General features: G+C 73.3%; 17 protein-coding genes. 15 read left to right on the top strand and 2 right to left on the bottom strand.

Annotation, left to right across the window (positions count from 1 at the left end):
- The first annotated feature begins 19 nt into the window (after positions 1–19).
- The 3 genes from JOD49_RS06710 (at position 20) to JOD49_RS06700 (ending at position 4592) form a co-directional block, all read left to right on the top strand.
- On the top strand, positions 20–1030 hold the full coding sequence (locus JOD49_RS06710; protein WP_372441238.1) for an o-succinylbenzoate synthase: 1011 nt from the start codon (positions 20–22) through the stop codon (positions 1028–1030).
- The gene (menD, locus tag JOD49_RS06705; protein ID WP_239525152.1) at positions 1027–2859 is read left to right on the top strand and encodes a 2-succinyl-5-enolpyruvyl-6-hydroxy-3-cyclohexene-1-carboxylic-acid synthase; all 1833 of its coding nucleotides are present in this window, start codon (positions 1027–1029) and stop codon (positions 2857–2859) included. The genes JOD49_RS06710 and menD overlap by 4 nt, the downstream gene beginning before the upstream one ends.
- A gap of 113 nt (positions 2860–2972) precedes the next feature.
- Positions 2973–4592 carry a S1C family serine protease gene (locus tag JOD49_RS06700; protein WP_205306482.1) on the top strand — a complete coding sequence of 540 codons (1620 nt, stop codon included), beginning with the start codon at positions 2973–2975 and terminating at the stop codon, positions 4590–4592.
- Positions 4593–4829: 237 nt separating this feature from the next.
- Here JOD49_RS06700 and JOD49_RS06695 read toward each other — a convergent pair whose 3' ends face one another.
- Both JOD49_RS06695 and JOD49_RS06690 read right to left on the bottom strand, forming a co-directional pair.
- A complete protein-coding gene (locus JOD49_RS06695) occupies positions 4830–5372 on the bottom strand; it encodes a GNAT family N-acetyltransferase (RefSeq protein ID WP_205306481.1) in 543 nt (180 codons plus the stop codon).
- A 167-nt stretch (positions 5373–5539) separates the two neighbouring features.
- Positions 5540–6952, bottom strand: a complete 1413-nt coding sequence (locus JOD49_RS06690; RefSeq protein WP_205306480.1) for an isochorismate synthase — start codon at positions 6950–6952, stop codon at positions 5540–5542.
- 33 nt (positions 6953–6985) lie between these two features.
- Between JOD49_RS06690 and JOD49_RS06685 the strand changes: the two genes are divergently transcribed.
- From JOD49_RS06685 to JOD49_RS06630, 12 genes are all read left to right on the top strand, one after another.
- On the top strand, positions 6986–7681 hold the full coding sequence (locus tag JOD49_RS06685) for a demethylmenaquinone methyltransferase (protein WP_205306479.1): 696 nt from the start codon (positions 6986–6988) through the stop codon (positions 7679–7681).
- 244 nt (positions 7682–7925) lie between these two features.
- On the top strand, positions 7926–9227 hold the full coding sequence (locus JOD49_RS06680; RefSeq protein ID WP_205306478.1) for a geranylgeranyl reductase family protein: 1302 nt from the start codon (positions 7926–7928) through the stop codon (positions 9225–9227).
- Between the two features lie 151 nt (positions 9228–9378).
- Positions 9379–9741 carry an NADH-quinone oxidoreductase subunit A gene (locus JOD49_RS06675; protein WP_056649801.1) on the top strand — a complete coding sequence of 121 codons (363 nt, stop codon included), beginning with the start codon at positions 9379–9381 and terminating at the stop codon, positions 9739–9741.
- 25 nt (positions 9742–9766) lie between these two features.
- Positions 9767–10318: a NuoB/complex I 20 kDa subunit family protein gene (locus tag JOD49_RS06670; RefSeq protein ID WP_205306477.1), complete on the top strand. Its 552-nt coding sequence runs from the start codon at positions 9767–9769 to the stop codon at positions 10316–10318.
- Between the two features lie 71 nt (positions 10319–10389).
- The gene (locus JOD49_RS06665; protein ID WP_307822681.1) at positions 10390–11112 is read left to right on the top strand and encodes an NADH-quinone oxidoreductase subunit C; all 723 of its coding nucleotides are present in this window, start codon (positions 10390–10392) and stop codon (positions 11110–11112) included.
- Positions 11109–12458 carry an NADH-quinone oxidoreductase subunit D gene (locus JOD49_RS06660; protein WP_205306475.1) on the top strand — a complete coding sequence of 450 codons (1350 nt, stop codon included), beginning with the start codon at positions 11109–11111 and terminating at the stop codon, positions 12456–12458. The genes JOD49_RS06665 and JOD49_RS06660 overlap by 4 nt, the downstream gene beginning before the upstream one ends.
- Entirely contained in the window at positions 12455–13294 is an 840-nt protein-coding gene (gene nuoE, locus JOD49_RS06655) for an NADH-quinone oxidoreductase subunit NuoE (protein WP_205306474.1), read from the top strand. Before JOD49_RS06660 ends, nuoE begins: the two co-directional genes overlap by 4 nt.
- Positions 13295–13305: 11 nt before the next feature.
- Positions 13306–14640 (top strand): NADH-quinone oxidoreductase subunit NuoF, encoded by a 1335-nt coding sequence (gene nuoF / locus JOD49_RS06650; RefSeq protein ID WP_205308845.1) that lies wholly within the window; start codon positions 13306–13308, stop codon positions 14638–14640.
- A complete protein-coding gene (locus JOD49_RS06645; protein ID WP_205306473.1) occupies positions 14640–17378 on the top strand; it encodes an NADH-quinone oxidoreductase subunit G in 2739 nt (912 codons plus the stop codon). The genes nuoF and JOD49_RS06645 overlap by 1 nt, the downstream gene beginning before the upstream one ends.
- Complete coding sequence (gene nuoH / locus JOD49_RS06640; protein WP_205306472.1) at positions 17375–18808, top strand: NADH-quinone oxidoreductase subunit NuoH; 1434 nt, start codon at positions 17375–17377, stop codon at positions 18806–18808. Before JOD49_RS06645 ends, nuoH begins: the two co-directional genes overlap by 4 nt.
- Complete coding sequence (gene nuoI, locus JOD49_RS06635) at positions 18801–19469, top strand: NADH-quinone oxidoreductase subunit NuoI (RefSeq protein ID WP_056649822.1); 669 nt, start codon at positions 18801–18803, stop codon at positions 19467–19469. Before nuoH ends, nuoI begins: the two co-directional genes overlap by 8 nt.
- On the top strand, positions 19466–20389 hold the full coding sequence (locus JOD49_RS06630; RefSeq protein ID WP_205306471.1) for an NADH-quinone oxidoreductase subunit J: 924 nt from the start codon (positions 19466–19468) through the stop codon (positions 20387–20389). Before nuoI ends, JOD49_RS06630 begins: the two co-directional genes overlap by 4 nt.
- The last annotated feature ends 1 nt before the right edge of the window (position 20390 follow it).

Genomic DNA, 20390 nt, shown 5'->3' with positions numbered 1-20390 from the left:
GTGGTGGCGGAGATAGCCTGTGACCGTGCCCCCCACGCCGTCCTCGACCCCGATCCCTCCCCTCGTCGCCTGGTCCACGCCCCTGCGCACCCGCTTCCGCGGTCTCGACGTCCGCGACGGTCTGCTCGTGCGGGGTGAGGCCGGCTGGGCCGAGTTCTCGCCGTTCTGGGAGTACGACGACGCGGAGTCGGGCGCGTGGTTGCGTGCGGCGCGGGAAGCGGCGGACCACGGCTGGCCGGCGCCGGTCCGGTCGAGCGTGCCGGTCAACGTCACGGTCCCCGCGACGGACCCGCAGCGCGCGCACGGCATCGTGACGTCGTCCGACGGGTGCCGGACCGCCAAGGTCAAGGTCGCCCAGCGCGGCGCCGACGGTGTCCTGGAGACCGTCGACCAGGAGATCGCGCGCCTCGAGGCCGTCCGGGACGCCCTGGGCCACGGTGGGCGCATCCGGGTCGACGCCAACGGCGGCTGGGAGCTCGACGAGGCCCTGCGGAGACTGCCGCTGCTCGACCGCGCGGCCGGGGGCCTCGAGTACGTCGAGCAGCCGTGCGCGAGCGTGGCGGACCTCGCCGCGGTGCGACGTGCGACCTCGGTCCTGGTGGCCGCGGACGAGTCGATCCGGCGCGCCGAGGACCCGTTCGCGGTGGTGCGGGCCGAGGCCGCGGACGTCGTGGTGCTCAAGGTCCAGCCACTCGGCGGGGTGAGGGCGTGCCTCGACCTGGCCGAGCGCATCGGTCTCCCCGTGGTCGTCTCGTCGGCCCTCGAGTCCTCGGTGGGGCTCGCGGCGGGGCTCGCGCTCGCGGCCGCTCTGCCGGAGCTGCCCTTCGCGTGCGGTCTTGCGACGGCCCAGCTCCTGGAGCACGACGTGGTCGACGAGCCGTTGCTGCCCGTGGGCGGCGAGATCGCGGTGCGTCGTCCCGAGCCGTCGGCCGCGGCCCTGGGGCGAGCGTCGACCGACCCGGGCACGGCGGAGCGGTGGGCCGAGCGGTACCAGCGCGTCGGCGCACGTCTCGACGGAGCGGCGGCATGAGCGGCGGCATGAGCGCCGCCGCGCAGGCCGGTTCCCTGGTGCTGCCTCCGGCCGTCGCGGCCGCGCAGGAGATCGTCGCGGGCCTCGTCGCGGACGGCGTCACCGACGTGGTGCTCTCTCCCGGCTCGCGCAGCGCGGCCCTCGCCTACGCCCTGGCCGCGGCCGACGAGGCCGGGCTGCTCGTGCTGCACGTGCGCATCGACGAACGAGCCGCGGCGTTCCTGGCCCTGGGGCTCTCGCGTGGCTCGCAGACCGTCGACGGTGCGGGCGGCCCGCGCCCCGTCGCCGTGGTCACGACGTCGGGCACCGCAGCCGCCAACCTGCACCCCGCGGTGCTCGAGGCGCACCACGCCGGGGTCCCGCTCGTGCTGCTCACGGCCGACCGGCCGCACGAGCTGCGCGGCACGGGAGCGAACCAGACGACCGACCAGGTCGGGCTGTACGGGTCCGCGGTCCGCCAGGCGGCGGACGTCCCGGCGCCGGACGGACGACCGGGTGAGCTGCGCGACCTGCGTGCGGTGCTGGTGCGGGCGCTCGCCGGCGCCCGCGGGACCCGTTCCCGGCACCCCGGGCCGGTGCACCTCAACGTGGCGTTCCGCGAACCTCTCGTGCCCCCCGCGTCGCTGGGAGCGCTGCCGGCCGATGCCCACGAGCCCCCGGCGTCGCCCGACCGGACCCTCGTGGCCGGCGTGCGCGACGAGGTCGGGCCGTGGCCGCTCGACTCGACCCGCGCGACCGTGCTCGTCGCGGGTGACGGCGCGGGTCCGGACGCGCGACGGCTCGCCGAGAGCCGGGGCTGGCCCCTGCTCGCCGAGGCCTCGTCCGGGGCCGCCGCGGGCAGCCACGCGGTCGCCGCGCACCGGCTCGTGCTGGGTGCTCTCGGTCACCGGGTCGAGCGCGTCGTGGTCATGGGCCGGCCCACGCTCTCGCGCCCGGTCCAGCAGCTCCTCGCCCGCGACGACGTCGAGGTGCTCGTCGTCGCGCCCGGGGGAGGGCCCTGGCCCGACGCGGCCCGCTCGGCGCACGCGATCCTGCCGGGCGTCCCGGCCGGTTGGTGGTCGGGACCCACGGGCGACCGGGCATGGCTCGACGCCTGGCGCGGAGCGGGGGAGGCGGCCCGCAAGGTCGTCGCCGAGCGCGTGTCCGCTCCCGGCCCGACGACGCCCCTCGCCGTCGCTGCGGCGGTCGCCGAGGCGTCGGGACCCGAGGACGTGCTCGTGGTCGGGTCGAGCAACCCGGTGCGGGACCTCGACCTCGTGGTCGACTGGGCCGTCTCCCCGCTCGTGCTCGCCAACCGCGGCCTCGCGGGCATCGACGGGATGCTCTCGACCGCGACGGGCGTCGCGCTCGCGGCGGCGCGCGCCGGTCGGCGCACCCGCGCCCTGGTCGGCGACCTCACGTTCCTGCACGACGTGGGCGGGCTCCTGCGCGGCCCGCACGAGCCGGCGGCCGACCTCCAGGTCGTCGTGGTCAACGACGACGGCGGGTCGATCTTCGCGACGCTCGAGTACGGGGCGCTCGCCGAGGAGGCCCCCGCGACCGCGAGCGCATTCGAGCGCGTGTTCTCGACCCCGCACGGCGCCGACCTCGCCGCCCTCTGCGCGGGGTACGGCGTGCGGCACCGGGTCGTCGCGGACGTCCCGGCCCTGAGGTCCGTGCTCGCGCGCCCGCCCCACGGGGTCGAGGTCGTCGAGGTGCGCGTCGCGCGGGCGGGACGCAGGGCAGACGGCGCGGCGCTCGCGGCCGACGTCTCGGAGGCGATCCGGCGTGCTCTGCCGCGCGACCTCGACGACCTCGACGGTCCCGGGGGCGCGGGGCACGGCGCCTGAGAGGTCTCCCAGGAGTCCTGTCGAACTCGCAGCGAACTCACAGGATCGTTCAAGCGACGTTCCAGCGCCGGGGTGTGAAGTAGTCCTCAGAACGAACGAGGAGGGAACACCCCATGACCGAGAACACCCCGCAGGTCCCCGAGCACCAGGCTCCCCGCGACGGCGACACCCAGCGCATCGAGGCGCAGCCCACGCAGCAGCTCCCCGTCACCCCGACGGGCCCGACCACCCCGGCGGCCCCGCAGGCCCCCGCGCAGCAGCACTTCGCGGCCCCGCACGCGGCCCCCGTGCCCGCGCCGCCGGCGCAGCACGCGCCCTACGCCGCGCAGCCGCCGTACGCCGCGCACGCCCCGTACGCCGCGCAGGGGCAGCACGGCGCCCCGACGAGCACCCCGTACTCCGCGGCCGGCATGCCGCCCGCACCGCACGGCCCCGAGCAGGCTCCGGTCGCGACCACGCGCAGCAAGACCTGGATCCCCGTGGTCGGCGCGGCCGCCGCGGCCGCGATCCTCGCGAGCGCCGGCACCGCAGGGGTCCTCGGGCTCCTCGACGGCAACGGCTCGACGCCCAGCTCGCTGGCGTCGGTCGGTGAGACCACGGAGAACTCGACGGTCCCCGTCGCCGACTCGACGTCCGAGAACCCGGACTGGCAGGCCGTGACGAGCGCGGTCGCGCCGTCGGTCGTCTCGATCCAGGTCACCACGGCCGAGGGTGGAGCCGAGGGGTCGGGCGTCGTGATCGACACCGAGGGGCACGTCCTGACGAACAACCACGTCGTCGAGGGCGCCCAGGACGACACCGTCCAGGTCACCCTGAGCGACGGGCGCCTGTACCAGGCGAAGATCGTCGGGCTGGACCCGACGACGGACCTCGCGGTCGTCGAGCTGGTCGACCCGCCGAGCAACCTCACGCCCGCGACGTTCGGCGACTCCGACGACGTCACGGTCGGCGAGTCCGTCCTGGCGGTGGGCAACCCGCTCGGGCTGGCCAACACGGCCACGACCGGCATCGTGTCCGCGCTCGACCGCCCGGTCGCGGCGTCGGGCTCCGACGGCGGCAGCACCGTGGTCACGAACGCGATCCAGATCGACGCCGCGATCAACCCGGGCAACTCGGGCGGTCCGCTGTTCAACGCGCAGGGCGAGGTCATCGGCATCACCTCGTCGATCGCGACCACGTCGAACCAGTCCGGCTCGATCGGCCTGGGCTTCGCCATCCCGGTGAACCTCGCCAAGAACATCAGCGGGCAGCTCATCGAGAACGGCACGGCCGAGCACGCCTTCCTGGGCGTGAGCATGACGGACGCGACGGCCACGGCCGACGGCGTCACGCGTCGCGGTGCCGAGGTCAAGAGCGTCCAGGACGGCTCCCCGGCCGCCGAGGCGGGCATCAAGACCGGTGACGTGATCGTCGCGATCGACGGCAACCCCGTGAGCGGTGCCGAGTCGCTGACCGGGTTCGTGCGCGAGCGTGCGACCGGTGACGTCGCCAAGGTCACGGTGGTCCGCGACGGCAAGACGGTCGAGGTCGACGTGACGCTCGCCGCCAAGCCGACCGACACGAGCACGGACGGCCAGAGCGGCTCGGGCCAGCAGGGCTCGGGCTCCGACCAGGGTGGGTCCGGCCAGCAGGCGCCGGGCAGCGGCCAGGACGGCTCCGGTCAGGGCCAGCCCGACCAGACGAACCCCAACAACCTGCCCAACCCCTTCGACTGGTTCAACGGTCAGGGCTGAGGCAGCACGAGCCGGACCCGGTGGCGTCGGCGGTGACGGTGGGGACCTCCCCCTGTGCCCGCCGTCGGCCGACGCCACTGCGGTCCTTGTCCGTCCCGCAGGTCCGCGTTCCCCCTTGTCGACCGGCGGGACCACCGAGGTGAGGCCCTGTTCCCCTGCAGGTGCCCCTCGGCACGGATGCCCCGGTCCGTACGGTTCGCCGTACGGGCCGGGGCATCGTCGTGCGTGGGGCCGGGCCTACTGGTCGCGGACCGGGAGCGCCTCGTCGTCGGGCGTCGGCTGGGCGGGCACGGCCGGCCCGTCCCACGGCGAGGTGAGGACGGGGTCGGTGTCGAGCAGCGCCAGGGTCTTGGTCGAGCGGACCTCGGTCGTCGTGTACCCGAGGCCGTCGGCGACCTCGCGGGGCAGGACGTCGGCGAGCGTGACCCGCGTCGCGCGGAACTCCTGGCCCCAGGCCTCGACGGCCGCGACGAGGTGGGTCGCGACGGTCTCGGGGTCCGCAGCGGGGTCCACCGCGATCTCGTCGATCTCGACGACCGCTCCGTTGGCCGTGAAGGTCAGGCGCTGGCTGGCCAGGAGGTAGCCGACGACCCCGGAGCCGTCCTCGGCGACCAGGAGCAGGGTGTCGAGGGCCCGCAGGAGCGGCCCGACGACGCGGTCGTGGGTGGCCCGGTCCGGTGCGTCCGGCTGGAGGCGGACGACGAGGAGCCAGAGGTCCTCGCGGTCTGCGGTCGTGGCGCGACGTACGGTGACGTCGCTTTGCGTGGGGGCCAGAGTCATCGTCGTCGCATCGGTCACCGGGTGAACTTAACAGGCGGAACCGAACACTTCCTGGAGGTGTCCGTCGAACGGTCCATTCGTCGCGTACTTCACGAAACCACCGGTGGAGTCCGGCGTCCTGGCGCCATTCCCAGGGTGGTCACGCGTCCACCCTGCGGACGCCCGTCTCACTCCCCGAGCGCGAACCGCATGGGTTCGAGCTTGGCCTCGGACTCCGCGAGCTCGGCCGTCGGGTCCGAGGCCGCCACGATGCCGCAGCCCGCGAAGAGGCGCACGTGGTGCGGGTCCCGGGAGGACAGCTCGGCCGAGCGCAGCGCGATGCCCCACTCGCCGTCGCCGTCCGCGCCGAACCACCCCACGGGCGCGGCGTAGCGGGCCCGGTCCATGCCCTCGATCTCCCGGATCAGGTCGCGGGCCGCGAGCGTCGGCGTCCCGCACACCGCGGCCGAGGGGTGCAGCGCGGCCGCGAGGGCCAGGCTCGTGGGGGCCGGGGCGTCGGGTGTGCCCGTGGCGAGCACACCGGTGACGTCGGAGGCCAGGTGCAGCACGTTGGGCAGGTGCAGCACGAACGGTGCGTCGGGGACGTTCATGGACGAGCAGAAGGGGGCGAGCGCGTCGGCGACCGACGCGACCGCGTACTCGTGCTCCTCGAGGTCCTTCGACGAGCGGGCCAGGTGCGCGGCGCGCAGCAGCGAGTCGTCGTCGGCCTCGGCGCCGCCCGACCGGCGGATCGTCCCGGCCAGCACGCGCGAGGTCACGAGCCCCTTCTCGCTGCGCACGAGCAGCTCGGGGGTGGCGCCGACCATGCCGTCGACCGAGAACGTCCAGCACGCGTCGTAGGCCACCGCGAGGCGTCCGAGCATCCACCGGGGGTCCACGGGGCGCTCTGCCGTCGCGACCACGTCGCGCGCGAGCACGACCTTCTCGAGGTCGCCGCGTCGGATCCGCTCCACGCCCTCGGCCACGACCGCGGTCCAGTCGTCGGCGCTGAGCGAGCCGTCGACCGTGGTCACCCGGCCCGGCCCGGCCACGGGGGTGCGGTGCGCCGGGTCGAGGGCCGACGCGACGTCGTCGGGCAGGGTGTCGCCCTCCGCGATGCTGGTGACCCACGCGGTGCCGTGGGGGCCACCCCGACGCCCGACGACGACGCGCGGCACCACGATCGTCCCGCCCGGTCGGGCGTCTCCCGTGGTCCCGGACGTGTCGTCGAACGCGAACGACCCGAACGCGACGAGCCCGCTGCCGGGCAGCGACACGTCGTCGTGCACGACGGCCGCGCCCAGGACCTCCCGCCACGCCGCCTCGGCGTCCGCGAAGCGGCCCGGACCCCACGCCTCGAGGCGTAGGGCCTCGCCCCACCCGACGATGCCGTCACCGCGGCGCACCCAGGCGAGCGGCCGGGCGTCGGGCAGGAGGTCGGTCAGGGCCGTGAGGTCGTCCGGCAGCCCGTCGGGCAACCAGGTCGTGCGCACGACGAGGCGGGGGACGGCGGGGGAACCGGTCGAGGCGGTGCGGGGGGACCCTGCCGGGGGAGCGCCGAGGTCGTCGGGGCCCGCCGGGAGGTGGGAGTGCTCAGTCATCGTCTCCAGCGTAGGCGTGAAACGATGGGCGGCATGTCGCGAGCCAGCCTGGACAAGAAGCCCACCGAGGTCGCCTCCATGTTCGACGGGATCGCCCGTCGTTACGACCTCACGAACGACCTCATCTCCCTGGGGCAGGACCGCAGGTGGCGCAAGCACACGGTCGACGCCGTCGCGGCCCTCCCGGGCGAGCGCGTCCTGGACCTCGCGGCCGGCACGGGGACGTCGAGCGAGCCGTTCGCGGACGAGGGCGTCGAGGTCGTGCCCTGTGACTTCTCGGTGGGCATGCTCCAGGTCGGCAAGCGCCGCCGCCCCGACATGCCCTTCGTCGCGGGGGACGCCACCGCGCTGCCCTTCGCCGACGCGTCGTTCGACGCGGTGACCATCTCGTTCGGGCTGCGCAACGTCGTGGACACGAGCGCCGCGCTGCGCGAGATGCTGCGCGTGACACGCCCGGGCGGGCGCATCGTGATCTGCGAGTTCTCCGAGCCGACGTGGAAGCCGTTCCGCGTGCTCTACACCGACGTCTTCATGAAGCTCCTGCCCGTCGTGGCCGGGGCCGTGACCAAGGAGAAGGGCTCGTACGAGTACCTCGTCGAGTCCATCAAGACGTGGCCCACGCAGCCCGAGCTCGCGCACCTCATGCTCGACGCCGGGTGGGAGGGGGCCGCCTACCGGAACCTCTCGGGCGGCCTCGTCGCGCTGCACCGCGCGGTCCGACCGGCCTGACGCCACCTCCCGCCGACCCGCCGGGCGCGACGCGCCCGGCGGAGTCCTCGGTGTGCCCGGCGCCGCCGGGCGGGCCCGTCCCGGGGTTGCGCGGACGTGCTGCGACCAGGCTGTTCGTCCCAGCAAGGAAGGGTTGCCTTGCTACACATTCGCGAGCATGTGTGGCTAGAGTGACGATGTCCATTGTGAGCGACTTCACAAGGGTGTTCCCGAGGCATGCCCCCAGGCCGAGCGAGGTGAGAACGTGCGTGAGCGGACCGACGACGCGGACGTCATCGTCGTGGGCGCGGGCCCTGCCGGGGCCACCGCGGCCCACTACTGCGCCGCCGCCGGACTGAACGTCCTCCTCCTCGAGAAGGCCTCGTTCCCCCGGGACAAGATCTGTGGCGACGGCCTCACCCCCCGCGCCGTGGGCGAGCTCGTCCGCATGGGCGTGTCCACCCGGGCCGAGGACGGCTGGATCCGCAACAAGGGTCTGCGCGTCGTGGCGAGCGGCCGCCAGTGGGAGCTGCCCTGGCCCGAGCTCAAGGCGTACCCCTCCTACGGGCTCGCCCGCTCCCGCATGAACCTCGACCAGACGCTCGCCGAGCACGCCCAGCGCACCGGGGCCAAGCTCCTCGAACGCACCAACGTGACCGGGCCGCTCCTCGACGAGCGCACCGGCCGGGTCGTGGGCGTCACGGCTCGCCCGCTCGACGAGAACGGTCGCCGCGCAGGCGACGAGTACGAGCTGCGCGCCCCGGTCGTCATCGCCGCCGACGGCGTCTCGGCGCGCTTCGCGCTCGCGCTCGGCCTCGAGAAGCGCCAGGACCGCCCCATGGGGGTCGCGGTCCGCACCTACTTCAAGACCCCACGCCACGACGACGCCTGGATGGAGTCGCACCTCGAGCTGTGGGACGGGCCCGCCGGCAGGTCGAACCTGCTGCCCGGCTACGGCTGGATCTTCGCCCTCGGCGACGGCACCGCGAACGTGGGCCTCGGCTCGGTCAACTCGACCCCGGCCCGGCAGTCCGCCGCGAACGTCGACTACAAGGACCTGTTCGCCAGGTGGATGGCCAACGCTCCGCAGGAGTGGGAGTTCACCCCGGAGAACCAGGTGGGCCCCGTGCGCGGCGCAGCACTGCCCATGGGCTTCAACCGCAAGCCCCTCTACTCGCGCGGCGTCGTCCTCGTGGGGGACTCGGGCGGCATGGTCAGCCCTTTCAACGGCGAGGGCATCGCGTACGCCATGCAGGCCGCGCGCGTCGCGGCCGACGTCGTCGCCCAGTCCCGGGCCCGCAGCACCGACGCAGCCCGCGAGCGCACGCTCGCGACGTACCCCGAGATCATGCGCCGCGACCTGGGCGGGTACTACACGCTCGGCCGGTACTTCGTGCGGCTCATCGAGCACCCCGAGATCATGCGGCTGTGCACGAAGTACGGGCTGCCTCGACCGCTCGTCATGCGCTTCGTCCTCAAGCTGCTGTCCGACTGTTACGAACCCCGTGGTGGCGACGTCGTCGACCGGGTCATCGCAGGCCTGACGAGGGTGGTGCCATCGGCATGATCGACCATGGTGCGACGGCAAGGAAGCCGTCCTCGCTGTACCTGCAGTCACCACCCCCACCTGCGTCAGTCCCGGGTACCCGCAGCTTCGCGCGGACCCCCGGCGGCAGCACTCCCGACACGCCCCAGCGCACCCCCCGGAGAGCAGACCGATGACCAACCCGTACGTGCCCGTCCTCGTCCTGATGGGCATCGGTGCCGTCCTCGCTCTCGGCGGAGTCGCCGCGAGCGCCGTGATCGGCCCCAAGAGGTACAACCGCGCCAAGCTCGACGCGTACGAGTGCGGCATCGAGCCCACCCCGCACGCGATCGGGGGCGGGCGCTTCCCGATCAAGTACTACCTCGTCGCGATGACCTTCATCATCTTCGACATCGAGGTGGTCTTCCTCTACCCGTGGGCGGTGGACTTCACGGTCCTGGCCACCTTCGGGCTCGTCGCCATGCTGAGCTTCCTCGCCCTGATCACCGTGCCGTTCGTCTACGAATGGCGCCGTGGCGGGTTCGAGTGGGACTAGCCGGAACCAGTTAGGGAGAACGCAGATGGGGATCGAAGAGGCTCCCTCGGGCTTCTTGCTCACGAGCGTGGAGAACCTCGCGGGGTACTTCCGCAAGGCGTCGCTGTGGCCGGTGACGTTCGGCCTGGCGTGCTGCGCCATCGAGATGATGGCGGCCGGCGCGTCGCGCTACGACCTGTCGCGCTTCGGCATGGAGGTCTTCCGTGCCTCGCCGCGCCAGGCCGACCTGATGATCGTCGCGGGTCGCGTGAGCCAGAAGATGGCGCCCGTGGTGCGCCAGGTCTACGACCAGATGTCCGAGCCCAAGTGGGTGCTGTCGATGGGCGTGTGCGCGTCGAGCGGCGGCATGTTCAACAACTACGCGATCGTCCAGGGCGTCGACCACATCGTGCCGGTCGACATCTACCTGCCCGGCTGCCCGCCGCGCCCGGAGATGCTCATCAACGCGATCCTCGCGCTGCACGAGCAGATCCAGAACGAGCCGCTCGGCGTGAACCGGCGCGAGGCGGCAAAGGCCGCCGAGGCCGCGGCGCTCGAAGCGACCCCGACGTTCCAGATGAAGGGACTGCTGCGGTGACGAGCACCCACGACGGACCGGGCGGACGCCCGGCCGACGACGTCGCACGCGAGAAGGTCGCCAAGGGCGACGTGCCCGGCGAGGAGCTCGTGGCGGGGCCCGAGGCCGGCGGCCGCGAGCCGCTCGAGGTCGTCGAGGTCCGCACGGGCATGTTCGGTGCCCACGGGTCGGGGGACACCTCGGGCTACGGCGGGCTGGTCCGCCCCGTGGTCCTGCCCGGGCCGAGCGCACGCCCGTACGGAGGGTGGTTCGACGAGGTCGTCGACGTCCTGGCGGAGGTGCTCGCCGAGGCCGGGGTGCGCTTCGAGGACGCGGTCGAGCAGGTCGTCGTCGACCCCCCGGGGCGTCACGCCGAGCTCACCCTGCACGTGCGCCGCGACCACGTCGTGACGGTCGCCCGCGCGCTGCGCGACGAGCAGGACCTGCGCTTCGAGCTGAGCATGGGCGTGAGCGGCGTGCACTACCCGCACGACGTGGGCCGCGAGCTGCACGCCGTGTACCACCTGACGTCGGTGACCCACGGGCGCAGCCTGCGCCTCGAGGTCTCCGTCCCGGACGCGGACCCGCACATCCCCTCGAGCACGTCGGTGTACCCGTCCAACGACTGGCACGAGCGCGAGACGTGGGACTTCTTCGGGATCGTGTTCGACGGCCACCCGGCCCTCGCCCGCATCGAGATGCCCGACGACTGGCCCGGACACCCGCAGCGCAAGGACTACCCGCTCGGCGGCATCCCGGTCGAGTACAAGGGCGCCACGGTGCCCCCGCCGGACCAGAGGAGGTCGTACTCGTGAGCACTTCCACCCCCCACGCCACGAAGGCGCCGTACGGGGACTTCGACCCGAGCATCCCCAGCTACGAGGCTGCGGGCGGCGACTGGGCGGACATCGCCGCCGAGGCCACCCAGCTCGGCGAGGAGCGCATCGTCGTCAACATGGGCCCCCAGCACCCGTCCACGCACGGGGTGCTGCGGCTCATGCTCGAGATCGACGGCGAGACGGTCACGGAGGCCCGCTGCGGCGTCGGCTACCTGCACACGGGCATCGAGAAGAACATGGAGTACCGGACGTGGACCCAGGGGGTCACGTTCTGCACCCGCATGGACTACCTCGCCCCGCTGTTCCAGGAGACCGCGTACTGTCTCGCGGTCGAGAAGCTCCTCGGGATCACGGACGACGTGCCCGAGCGTGCGAGCATCATCCGCGTCCTGATGATGGAGCTCAACCGGATCGCGTCGCACCTGGTCTGCCTCGGCACGGGGGGCAACGAGATGGGCGCCACGACCGTCATGACCATCTCGTTCACGGCGCGCGAGGAGATCCTGCGGGTCTTCGAGGCCGTCACGGGGCTGCGCATGAACCACGCGTACGTGCGCCCGGGCGGCGTGGCCCAGGACGTCCCGCCGGACGTCGTGGCCCAGATCCGCAAGGCCGACCCGGTGATCCGCGGCTACCTCGGCCAGCTCGGCGACCTCATGCTCGCCAACCCCATCTTCAAGGCCCGGCTCCAGGGGGTCGGGCACCTCAACCTCTCGGGCTGCATGGCGCTCGCGATCACGGGCCCGGTGCTGCGCTCGACGGGCCTGCCGTACGACGTGCGCAAGGCCGCCCCGTACTGCGGCTACGAGACGTACGACTTCGACGTCCCGACCTCGGACGAGGCCGACTGCTACTCGCGCGTCGTGCTGCGCCTCGAGGAGTGCTACCAGTCGCTGCGGATCGTCGAGCAGTGCCTCGAGCGCCTCGAGGCCACGGCGGGGCAGCCCGTCATGGTCGCCGACAAGAAGATCGCGTGGCCTGCGCAGCTCGCGGTCGGCGCGGACGGCCAGGGCAACTCGCTCGACCACATCCGCGAGATCATGGGCACCTCGATGGAGGCCCTGATCCACCACTTCAAGCTGGTGACCGAGGGCTTCCGGGTCCCGGTCGGCCAGGTGTTCCAGTCGGTCGAGCACCCGCGCGGCGAGCTGGGCGTGCACCTGGTGTCCGACGGCGGCACGCGCCCCTACCGGGCCCACTTCCGTGATCCTTCGTTCAACAACCTGCAGGCGGTCGCCGTGATGTGCGAGGGCGGCCAGGTCGCCGACGTCGTCGTCGCGGTCGCCTCGCTCGACCCGGTGCTGGGAGGGGTGGACCGATGACGCTCGAGGCCAGAAGGTCCGGATACGACGAGGCGACGTACGCGCGCCTCGCCACGGACACCGCGGCGATCATCGCCCGGTACCCGGAGAAGAGGTCGGCGCTGCTGCCCATGCTGCACCTGGTGCAGTCGCAGGACGGCTACGTCTCGCGCGACGGCATCGCGTTCTGCGCCGAGCAGCTCGGCATCACTGCCGCCGAGGTGTCGGCCGTCGCGACCTTCTACACGCAGTACAAGCGCCACCCCAACGGCACCTACACCGTGGGCGTGTGCACCAACACGCTGTGCGCGATCATGGGCGGCGACGAGATCTTCGACGAGCTCTCGGAGCACCTGGGCGTCGGGCACGACGAGACGACCGAGGACGGGGCGATCACCCTCGAGCGGGTCGAGTGCAACGCGGCGTGCGACTACGCGCCGGTCGTGATGGTCAACTGGGAGTTCTTCGACAACCAGACCCCCGCGGGCGCCACGCAGCTCGCCGACCGCCTGCGGGCAGGAGAGGACGTCGCCCCCACGCGCGGCGCGGCCTCGGTCTGCACGTTCAAGCAGATGAGCCGCGTGCTCGCCGGGTTCTCGGACGGCCGCGCCGACGAGGGCGTCGGGGCCGGTGGCCCCACGCTCGCGGGGCTCCGTCTGGCCCGAGAGCACGACTGGACGGCGCCGGGCGGTCCCGCCCCCGAGCAGGCCGACGAGCCGGCCACGGACACGGGTGCGGCGGCCGCGGCGGGCGCCTCCGCCGTCGGGCAGGAGCAGTCCAGCGCCGAGCGCAAGCCCACCACGCCCGCCGATGCCACGGGCGCCACTCCCGACGCCTCGAAGGGGAAGCAGCCGTGAGCGAGCAGACGATCGACCCGCTGACCCCGATCCTCAGCGAGACCTGGGACGCGGACCGCTCCTGGACCCTCGACGCGTACGTCGCCGGCGGCGGCTGGGAGGGTCTCGCGAAGGCCCTCGCGCAGCCGCCCGCGGACGTCGTGCAGGTCGTCAAGGACTCCGGCCTGCGCGGCCGCGGCGGCGCAGGGTTCCCCACGGGCATGAAGTGGGGCTTCCTGCCCGCGCCCGACGGCGGACCCCGCTACCTCGTCGTCAACGCCGACGAGTCCGAGCCGGGCACGTGCAAGGACATCCCGCTCATGCTCGCGAGCCCCCAGCTCCTGATCGAGGGCGTGGCCATCACGTCCTACGCGATCGGCTGCGACCACGCGTTCATCTACGTACGGGGCGAGGTCCTGCACGTGTACCGCCGCCTGCTGCGGGCCGTCGAGGAGGCGTACGCGGCCGGGTACCTGGGCAAGAACATCCGGGGATCGGGCTTCGACCTCGACGTCACGGTCCACGCGGGCGCGGGGGCGTACATCTGCGGCGAGGAGACCGCGCTGCTCGACTCGCTCGAGGGCCTGCGCGGCCAGCCGCGACTCAAGCCCCCGTTCCCCGCGGTCGCGGGCCTGTACGCGCGGCCCACCGTGGTCAACAACGTCGAGTCGGTCGCGAGCGTCCCGGCGATCGTCACCCAGGGCGCCGACTGGTTCAGGTCCATGGGCACCGAGCGCTCGTCGGGCCACGGTCTGTTCTCGCTGTCGGGCCACGTGGTGCGCCCCGGACAGTACGAGGCCCCGCTCGGCATCACGCTGCGCGAGCTCCTCGACATGGCCGGCGGGGTCCGCGGCGGCAACCGCCTGAAGTTCTGGACGCCCGGCGGGTCCTCGACGCCCCTGTTCACCGACGCGCACCTCGACACCCCGCTCGACTACGAGTCGGTCGCGGCGGCGGGCTCCATGCTGGGCACGCGCGCGCTGCAGATCTTCGACGAGACGACGTGCGTGGTGCGGGCCGTGAGCCGGTGGATGGACTTCTACGCGCACGAGTCGTGCGGCAAGTGCACGCCGTGCCGGGAGGGCACGTACTGGCTCAAGCAGATCCTGCGGCGCATCGAGACCGGCACGGGCACCGAGGGCGACCTCGACGTCCTGCTCGACACGTGCGACAACATCCTCGGCCGCGCATTCTGCGCGCTCGGCGACGGCGCCACCTCGCCCGTCACGAGCAGCATCGCGCTGTTCCGTGAGGAGTACGAGGCGCACATCACCGGGCGCGGCTGCCCGTTCGACCCCTCGGCCGCCGCGCTGTTCGACTACACGCCCCGGCGTGTCCCGCAGGCCCTGACGGCAGGAGCGCACTGATGACGACCACGACGCCCGGCCCGTCGAGCGCGGTCGCGGCGGGAGGCGCGAAGCCCCCCGCCCGCCCCGACGACGTGTCGTTCACGATCGACGGCATCGAGATGGCCGTGCCCAAGGGCACCCTGGTCATCCGGGCCGCCGAGCAGGTCGGCATCCAGATCCCGCGGTTCTGCGACCACCCGCTGCTCGCCCCCGCGGGCGCGTGCCGCCAGTGCCTCGTCGAGGTCGCGACCCCGGACCGCGAGGGCAACGTCCGCCCCATGCCCAAGCCGCAGGCCTCCTGCACGCTCGAGGCCACGCCCGGCATGGTCGTCAAGACGCAGCACACGTCCGCCGTCGCCGACAAGGCGCAGCACGGCGTCATGGAGCTCCTGCTCATCAACCACCCGCTCGACTGCCCCGTGTGCGACAAGGGCGGCGAGTGCCCCCTGCAGAACCAGGCCATGAGCAACGGGCGCGCGACGAGCCGCTTCGTCGACGTCAAGCGCACCTTCCCCAAGCCCATCGCGATCTCGACCGAGATCCTCCTCGACCGCGAGCGCTGCGTCCTGTGCCAGCGCTGCACCCGGTTCTCCGCCGAGATCGCGGGGGACGCGTTCATCGACCTGCAGAAGCGCGGCGCGCAGCAGCAGATCGGCCGCTACGACGCGCGGGTCCTGGGCTTCGCCGACACGGACGGGGGCCGCACGGGCGTCCCCGCGGGCGCCCTGCCCTACGGTGCGCAGGCCGGGTTCGAGGCCCCTGTCGGGGCTGCGCTCGAGGACGAGTCGGGACGGCCTTTCGCGTCCTACTTCAGCGGCAACACCGTGCAGATCTGCCCGGTGGGCGCGCTGACGGGGGCCGCCTACCGGTTCCGGTCGCGGCCCTTCGACCTGGTCTCGACCCCGGGCGTGGGCGAGCACGACGCGTGCGGGTCCGCGATCCGCGTCGACCACCGTCGCGGCGTCGTGCTGCGGCGCCTGTCGGGCGAGGACCCGCTGGTCAACGAGGAGTGGATCACCGACAAGGACCGCTTCGCGTTCCACTGGCAGGACGCCCCGGACCGCCTGACCCACCCGCTCGTGCGCGACCGCGAGGTCGACACCGAGGGCCGGGTCACGCGCGGCGAGCTGCGCCCCGCGAGCTGGGCCGAGGCCCTCGAGGTCGCGGCCGACGGGCTGGCGCGGGCCCGGGCGGCGGGCGGCGTCGGGGTGCTCCCCGGTGGTCGCCTGACGGTCGAGGACGCCTACGCGTACGGCAAGTTCGCCCGCGTCGTCCTGGGCACCAACGACGTCGACCACCGCGCCCGCGTGCACTCGGCCGAGGAGGCCGAGTTCCTGGCCCACCGGGTCGCGGGCACCGGTCTGGGCGTGACGTTCGACGAGCTCGAGAAGGCTCCCGCCGTGCTCCTCGTGGCCCTCGAGGCAGAGGAGGAGGCGGGCGTGACGTTCCTGCGCCTGCGCAAGGGCGTGCAGAAGCGTGGCCTGCGGGTCTTCTCGATCGCCCCCTTCGCGAGCCGGGGCGTGCAGCGCCTCGACGGCACGCTCCTGCGGGCAGCGCCCGGCACCGAGCCCGAGTGGCTCGACGCGCTCGCCTCGGGAGCCCAGACCTTGTTCGGTCACGAGGGGGCCGTGGGCCCCGACGCGCCCGAGTCGGTCGACGAGCCCGCCGAGGTCTCGGCCCTGCGCGACGCGCTCGCCCAGCCGGGCGCCGTCGTCCTGGTCGGCGAGCGCCTCGCCGGGGTGCCCGGCGGCTACTCGGCGCTGCTGCGCCTGGTCGAGAGCACGGGGGCGCGCCTCGCGTGGGTCCCGCGCCGGGCGGGGGAGCGCGGCGCGGTCGAGGCCGGCACGCTGCCTGGACTCCTGCCGGGCGGACGCCCCGTGCCCGACGCCGCGGCGCGCGTCGACGTGGCCGTCGCCTGGGGCGTCGAGCACCTTCCCCAGGCGCCCGGTCGCGACACGGGGGACATCCTCGACGCGCTGTCCGTGGGGCAGCTCGGCGGGGTGCTCGTCGGCGGCCTGCACACCGACGACCTGCCCGACCCCGACCACGCGCGCCGCGCACTGGGGGCCGCGGGCTTCGTCGTGTCCCTCGAGGTCCGCGCCTCGGACGTCACGGCCCGTGCCGACGTCGTCCTGCCCGTGGCCCCACCGGTCGAGAAGGCCGGGGCGTTCGTGAGCTGGGAGGGCCGCGTGCGAACCTTCCCCGCGGCGCTCGCCACGACCGCGATGCCCGACCACCGCGTCCTGGACGCGCTCGCCGACGCCGCGGGAGTCACGCTCGGGACCCGGACGCTCGACCAGGTCCGGGCCGAGATCGACCAGCTCGGCACCTGGGACGGAGGCCGCGCCGCGGCCCCCGCTGCTCCGGCCGCCGAGCCGCCGGCCGTCGCGCCGGGCACCGCGGTGCTCGCCGGGTGGCGGCTGCTCCTCGACGCGGGACGCGGCCAGGACGGCGAGCGGTTCCTCGCCGGGACGGCCAAGCGACCCGTCGCCCGGTTGTCCGCGTCGACCGCGGCGGCGGCCGACCTGTTCGAGGGCGACGTCGTGCGGGTCTCGACCGACCGCGGGTCGATCGAGCTGCCCGTCGTGATCACCGACATGGTCGAGCACGTCGTGTGGCTCCCGCTCGGCTCGCAGGGGTCGCAGGTCCACCGCGACCTGGGCGTCGCGCCGGGCACGCTCGTGCGGGTCGAGCCCGCCGCACGGCCCACCGGGCCCGCACGGTCCACCCAGCCCACCGACGGGGGAGCATCATGACCGGCCTGCTGAACCTCGGCCTGGCCGCCGAGACCCCGGGCGTGCCCGGGATCGCGGCCGACTTCTCGCAGGACAACGGCTGGACCTACCTGGTCAAGGCCGTGCTCATCATCGTGTTCCTGCTCACGAGCGTGCTCATCGCCATCTGGTTCGAGCGCAAGGTCGTGGCCCGCATGCAGGTCCGCCCCGGGCCGAACGTGCACGGGCCCTTCGGTCTGCTCCAGTCGCTCGCGGACGCCATGAAGCTGCTGCTCAAGGAGGACCTCACGGTCTCCGCGGCGGACAAGTTCGTGTACATCCTGGCGCCCATGATCGCGGTGTTCTGCTCGCTGCTGACGTTCGCGGTCATCCCCTTCGGGCCGAACGTCACGATCCCCTTCACCGACTACTCGACCCCCGCGCAGCTCACCGACTTCCCCGTCGCGGTGCTCTACATCCTGGCGTGCGCCTCGGTGGGCGTGTACGGGATCGTCCTCGGCGGCTGGTCCTCGGGCTCCACCTACCCGCTGCTCGGCGCGGTCCGCTCGACGGCCCAGGTCATCAGCTACGAGCTCGCGATGGGCCTCGCCCTGGTCAGCGTCTTCATCATGGCCGGCTCGATGTCCACCTCGGAGATCGTCGACTCCCAGACCAAGGTCTGGTGGGCGCTCATCCTCATCCCGAGCTTCGTCATCTACATCATCGCGATGATCGGCGAGACCAACCGCCTGCCGTTCGACCTCCCCGAGGCCGAGGGCGAGCTCGTCTCGGGCTACATGACCGAGTACTCGTCCATGAAGTTCGCGTGGTTCTTCCTCGCCGAGTACATCAACATGATCAACGTCTCGGCCGTGGCGACCACGCTCTTCCTGGGTGGGTGGCGCGCCCCCTGGCCGCTGTCCGCGGTCAACGACGGCATGTTCAACGAGGGCTGGTGGCCCATCCTCTGGTTCCTCGTCAAGGTGTGGGCCTTCATGTTCGTGTTCGTGTGGGTCCGCGGCACGCTCCTGCGCCTGCGCTACGACCAGTTCATGAAGTTCGGCTGGAAGATCCTCATCCCGGCCGCGCTCGCCTGGATCGTCGTGCTCTCGGTCGTCCAGGGCATGATCCGCTTCGGCGACGTCGACAACCGCATGATCCTCGTCGTCGCCGCGGCGCTGTTCGCCGTCGCGGTCGTCGCGATCTTCCTGTGGCCCGCACGCAAGGAACCCGGAGGGGGAGCCGAGGCCGCCGGGGGAGCGACGCCGTCGGGCCCCTACCGCAAGGCCACCACCGCCTCGCCCGAGCCCTTCGACGCCTTCGCGGGCGGCTTCCCCGTCCCGCCGCTGCCCGGCCAGTCCCTGCCCAGCGCCTCGCGCCGCACCCGGCGCCTGGTCCCCGAGGGCAGCCCGCCATCCGGCGGGGGCCCCGCAGCTCCCGACGCCCAGGACGAGGAGGTCCCCCGTGGCTGACTACGAGTCGTTGATCCCCCAGAGGAAGGGGCTCGGCGGGCTGCTCGCGCCCGTCGCCGGCTTCGGGGTCACGTTCTCCTCGATGTTCAAGCCGACCGTGACCGAGCAGTACCCGTTCGAGAAGGTGCCGACCAAGCCGCGTTACCACGGTCGCCACCAGCTCAACCGGTACGAGGACGGCCTCGAGAAGTGCATCGGGTGCGAGCTGTGCGCCTGGGCGTGCCCCGCGGACGCGATCTACGTCGAGGGCGCGGACAACTCCGCGCTCCCCGACGGCGCGCACCGCTCGCCCGGCGAGCGCTACGGCAGCGTCTACCAGATCAACTACCTGCGCTGCATCTTCTGCGGGCTGTGCATCGAGGCGTGCCCCACCCGGGCCCTGACGATGACCAACGAGTACGAGCTCACCGGACCGACCCGTGAAGGGCTGATCTGGGAGAAGGAAGACCTCCTCGCGCCGCTGCGCGAGGGCATGCTCGCCGCCCCGCACCCCATGGTGCCCGGGACGACCGACACCGACTACTACCGGGGAGAGGTGACCGGGCCCGTGCCCGAGCAGATCGACTGGGTGCGTGAGCACCGGCCCGACGACCCGACCCTGCCACCCGTCGTGGACCCGGCTGCGGCCCGCCGCCCCGAGGTCCGCAAGGTGGTCCGGTGACCGTCAGCGGGGGAGAGGTCGTCCTGTTCTGGGTCCTCGCCCCGCTCATGGTGCTGGCCGCGCTCGGCCTGCTGTTCGCGCGCAAGGCCGTGCACGCCGCGATCTGCGTCGTGTTCGTCATGATCAGCCTCGCGATCCTCTACATCGCGCAGGAGGCCGCGTTCCTGGGCGTCGTGCAGATCGTGGTCTACACGGGCGCCGTCATGATGCTCTTCCTGTTCGTGCTCATGCTCGTGGGCGTCGACGCGTCCGACTCGCTCGTCGAGACCATCCGCGGCCAGCGCTTCATCGGGGTGCTGCTCGGGCTGGGACTCGGCGCGGTGCTGGTCGGGGTCGTCGCGCAGGCGACGTTCCCGCCCTCGGTCGGGCTCACGGCGGCCAACGCCGAGTCCAACCCCGTCGCGCTCGCCCGCATCCTGTTCGCCGACTACGTGTTCGCGCTCGAGGTCGTCGGCATCCTGCTCGTGACCGCGGCCATCGCGGCGCTCGTCCTGACGCACCGGCGCCGGCTGGTGCCGCGTATCGGGCAGCGGCAGGTCTCCGACGCCAAGGTCGCCGCGCTCGCCGAGGGCGGGCTCCTCACGCCGCTGCCGGCGCCCGGCGTCTACGCGCAGAACAACGCCATGGACACCCCCGCGCTCGACCCGCAGGGACGGCCCATCGAGCACTCGGTCTCGCGCATCCTGCGCATCCGTGGGCAGGAGCGCTCCGCGGGCCACATCCTCGCCCGGGAGCGGGCCGTGCTCGTCGAGCACGAGCCCGAGCTGACGGCCCGGCGCTTCCCCGAGCTCACGGCGGCCACCGACGAGGAGGCCGCCGCGGACCTGTCGGGCGGGCCCTCGGTGCCCGCGGCCGAGCCGGGAGCGTTCCCGACCGACACGACGTCCGCGCCGACGACCGAGCACGGGAAGGAGAGCTGAC

The sequence above is a fragment of the Oerskovia jenensis genome (assembly GCF_016907235.1).
Lineage (GTDB): Bacteria > Actinomycetota > Actinomycetes > Actinomycetales > Cellulomonadaceae > Oerskovia > Oerskovia jenensis.
This window is presented reverse-complemented; position numbering and strand designations above follow the sequence as displayed.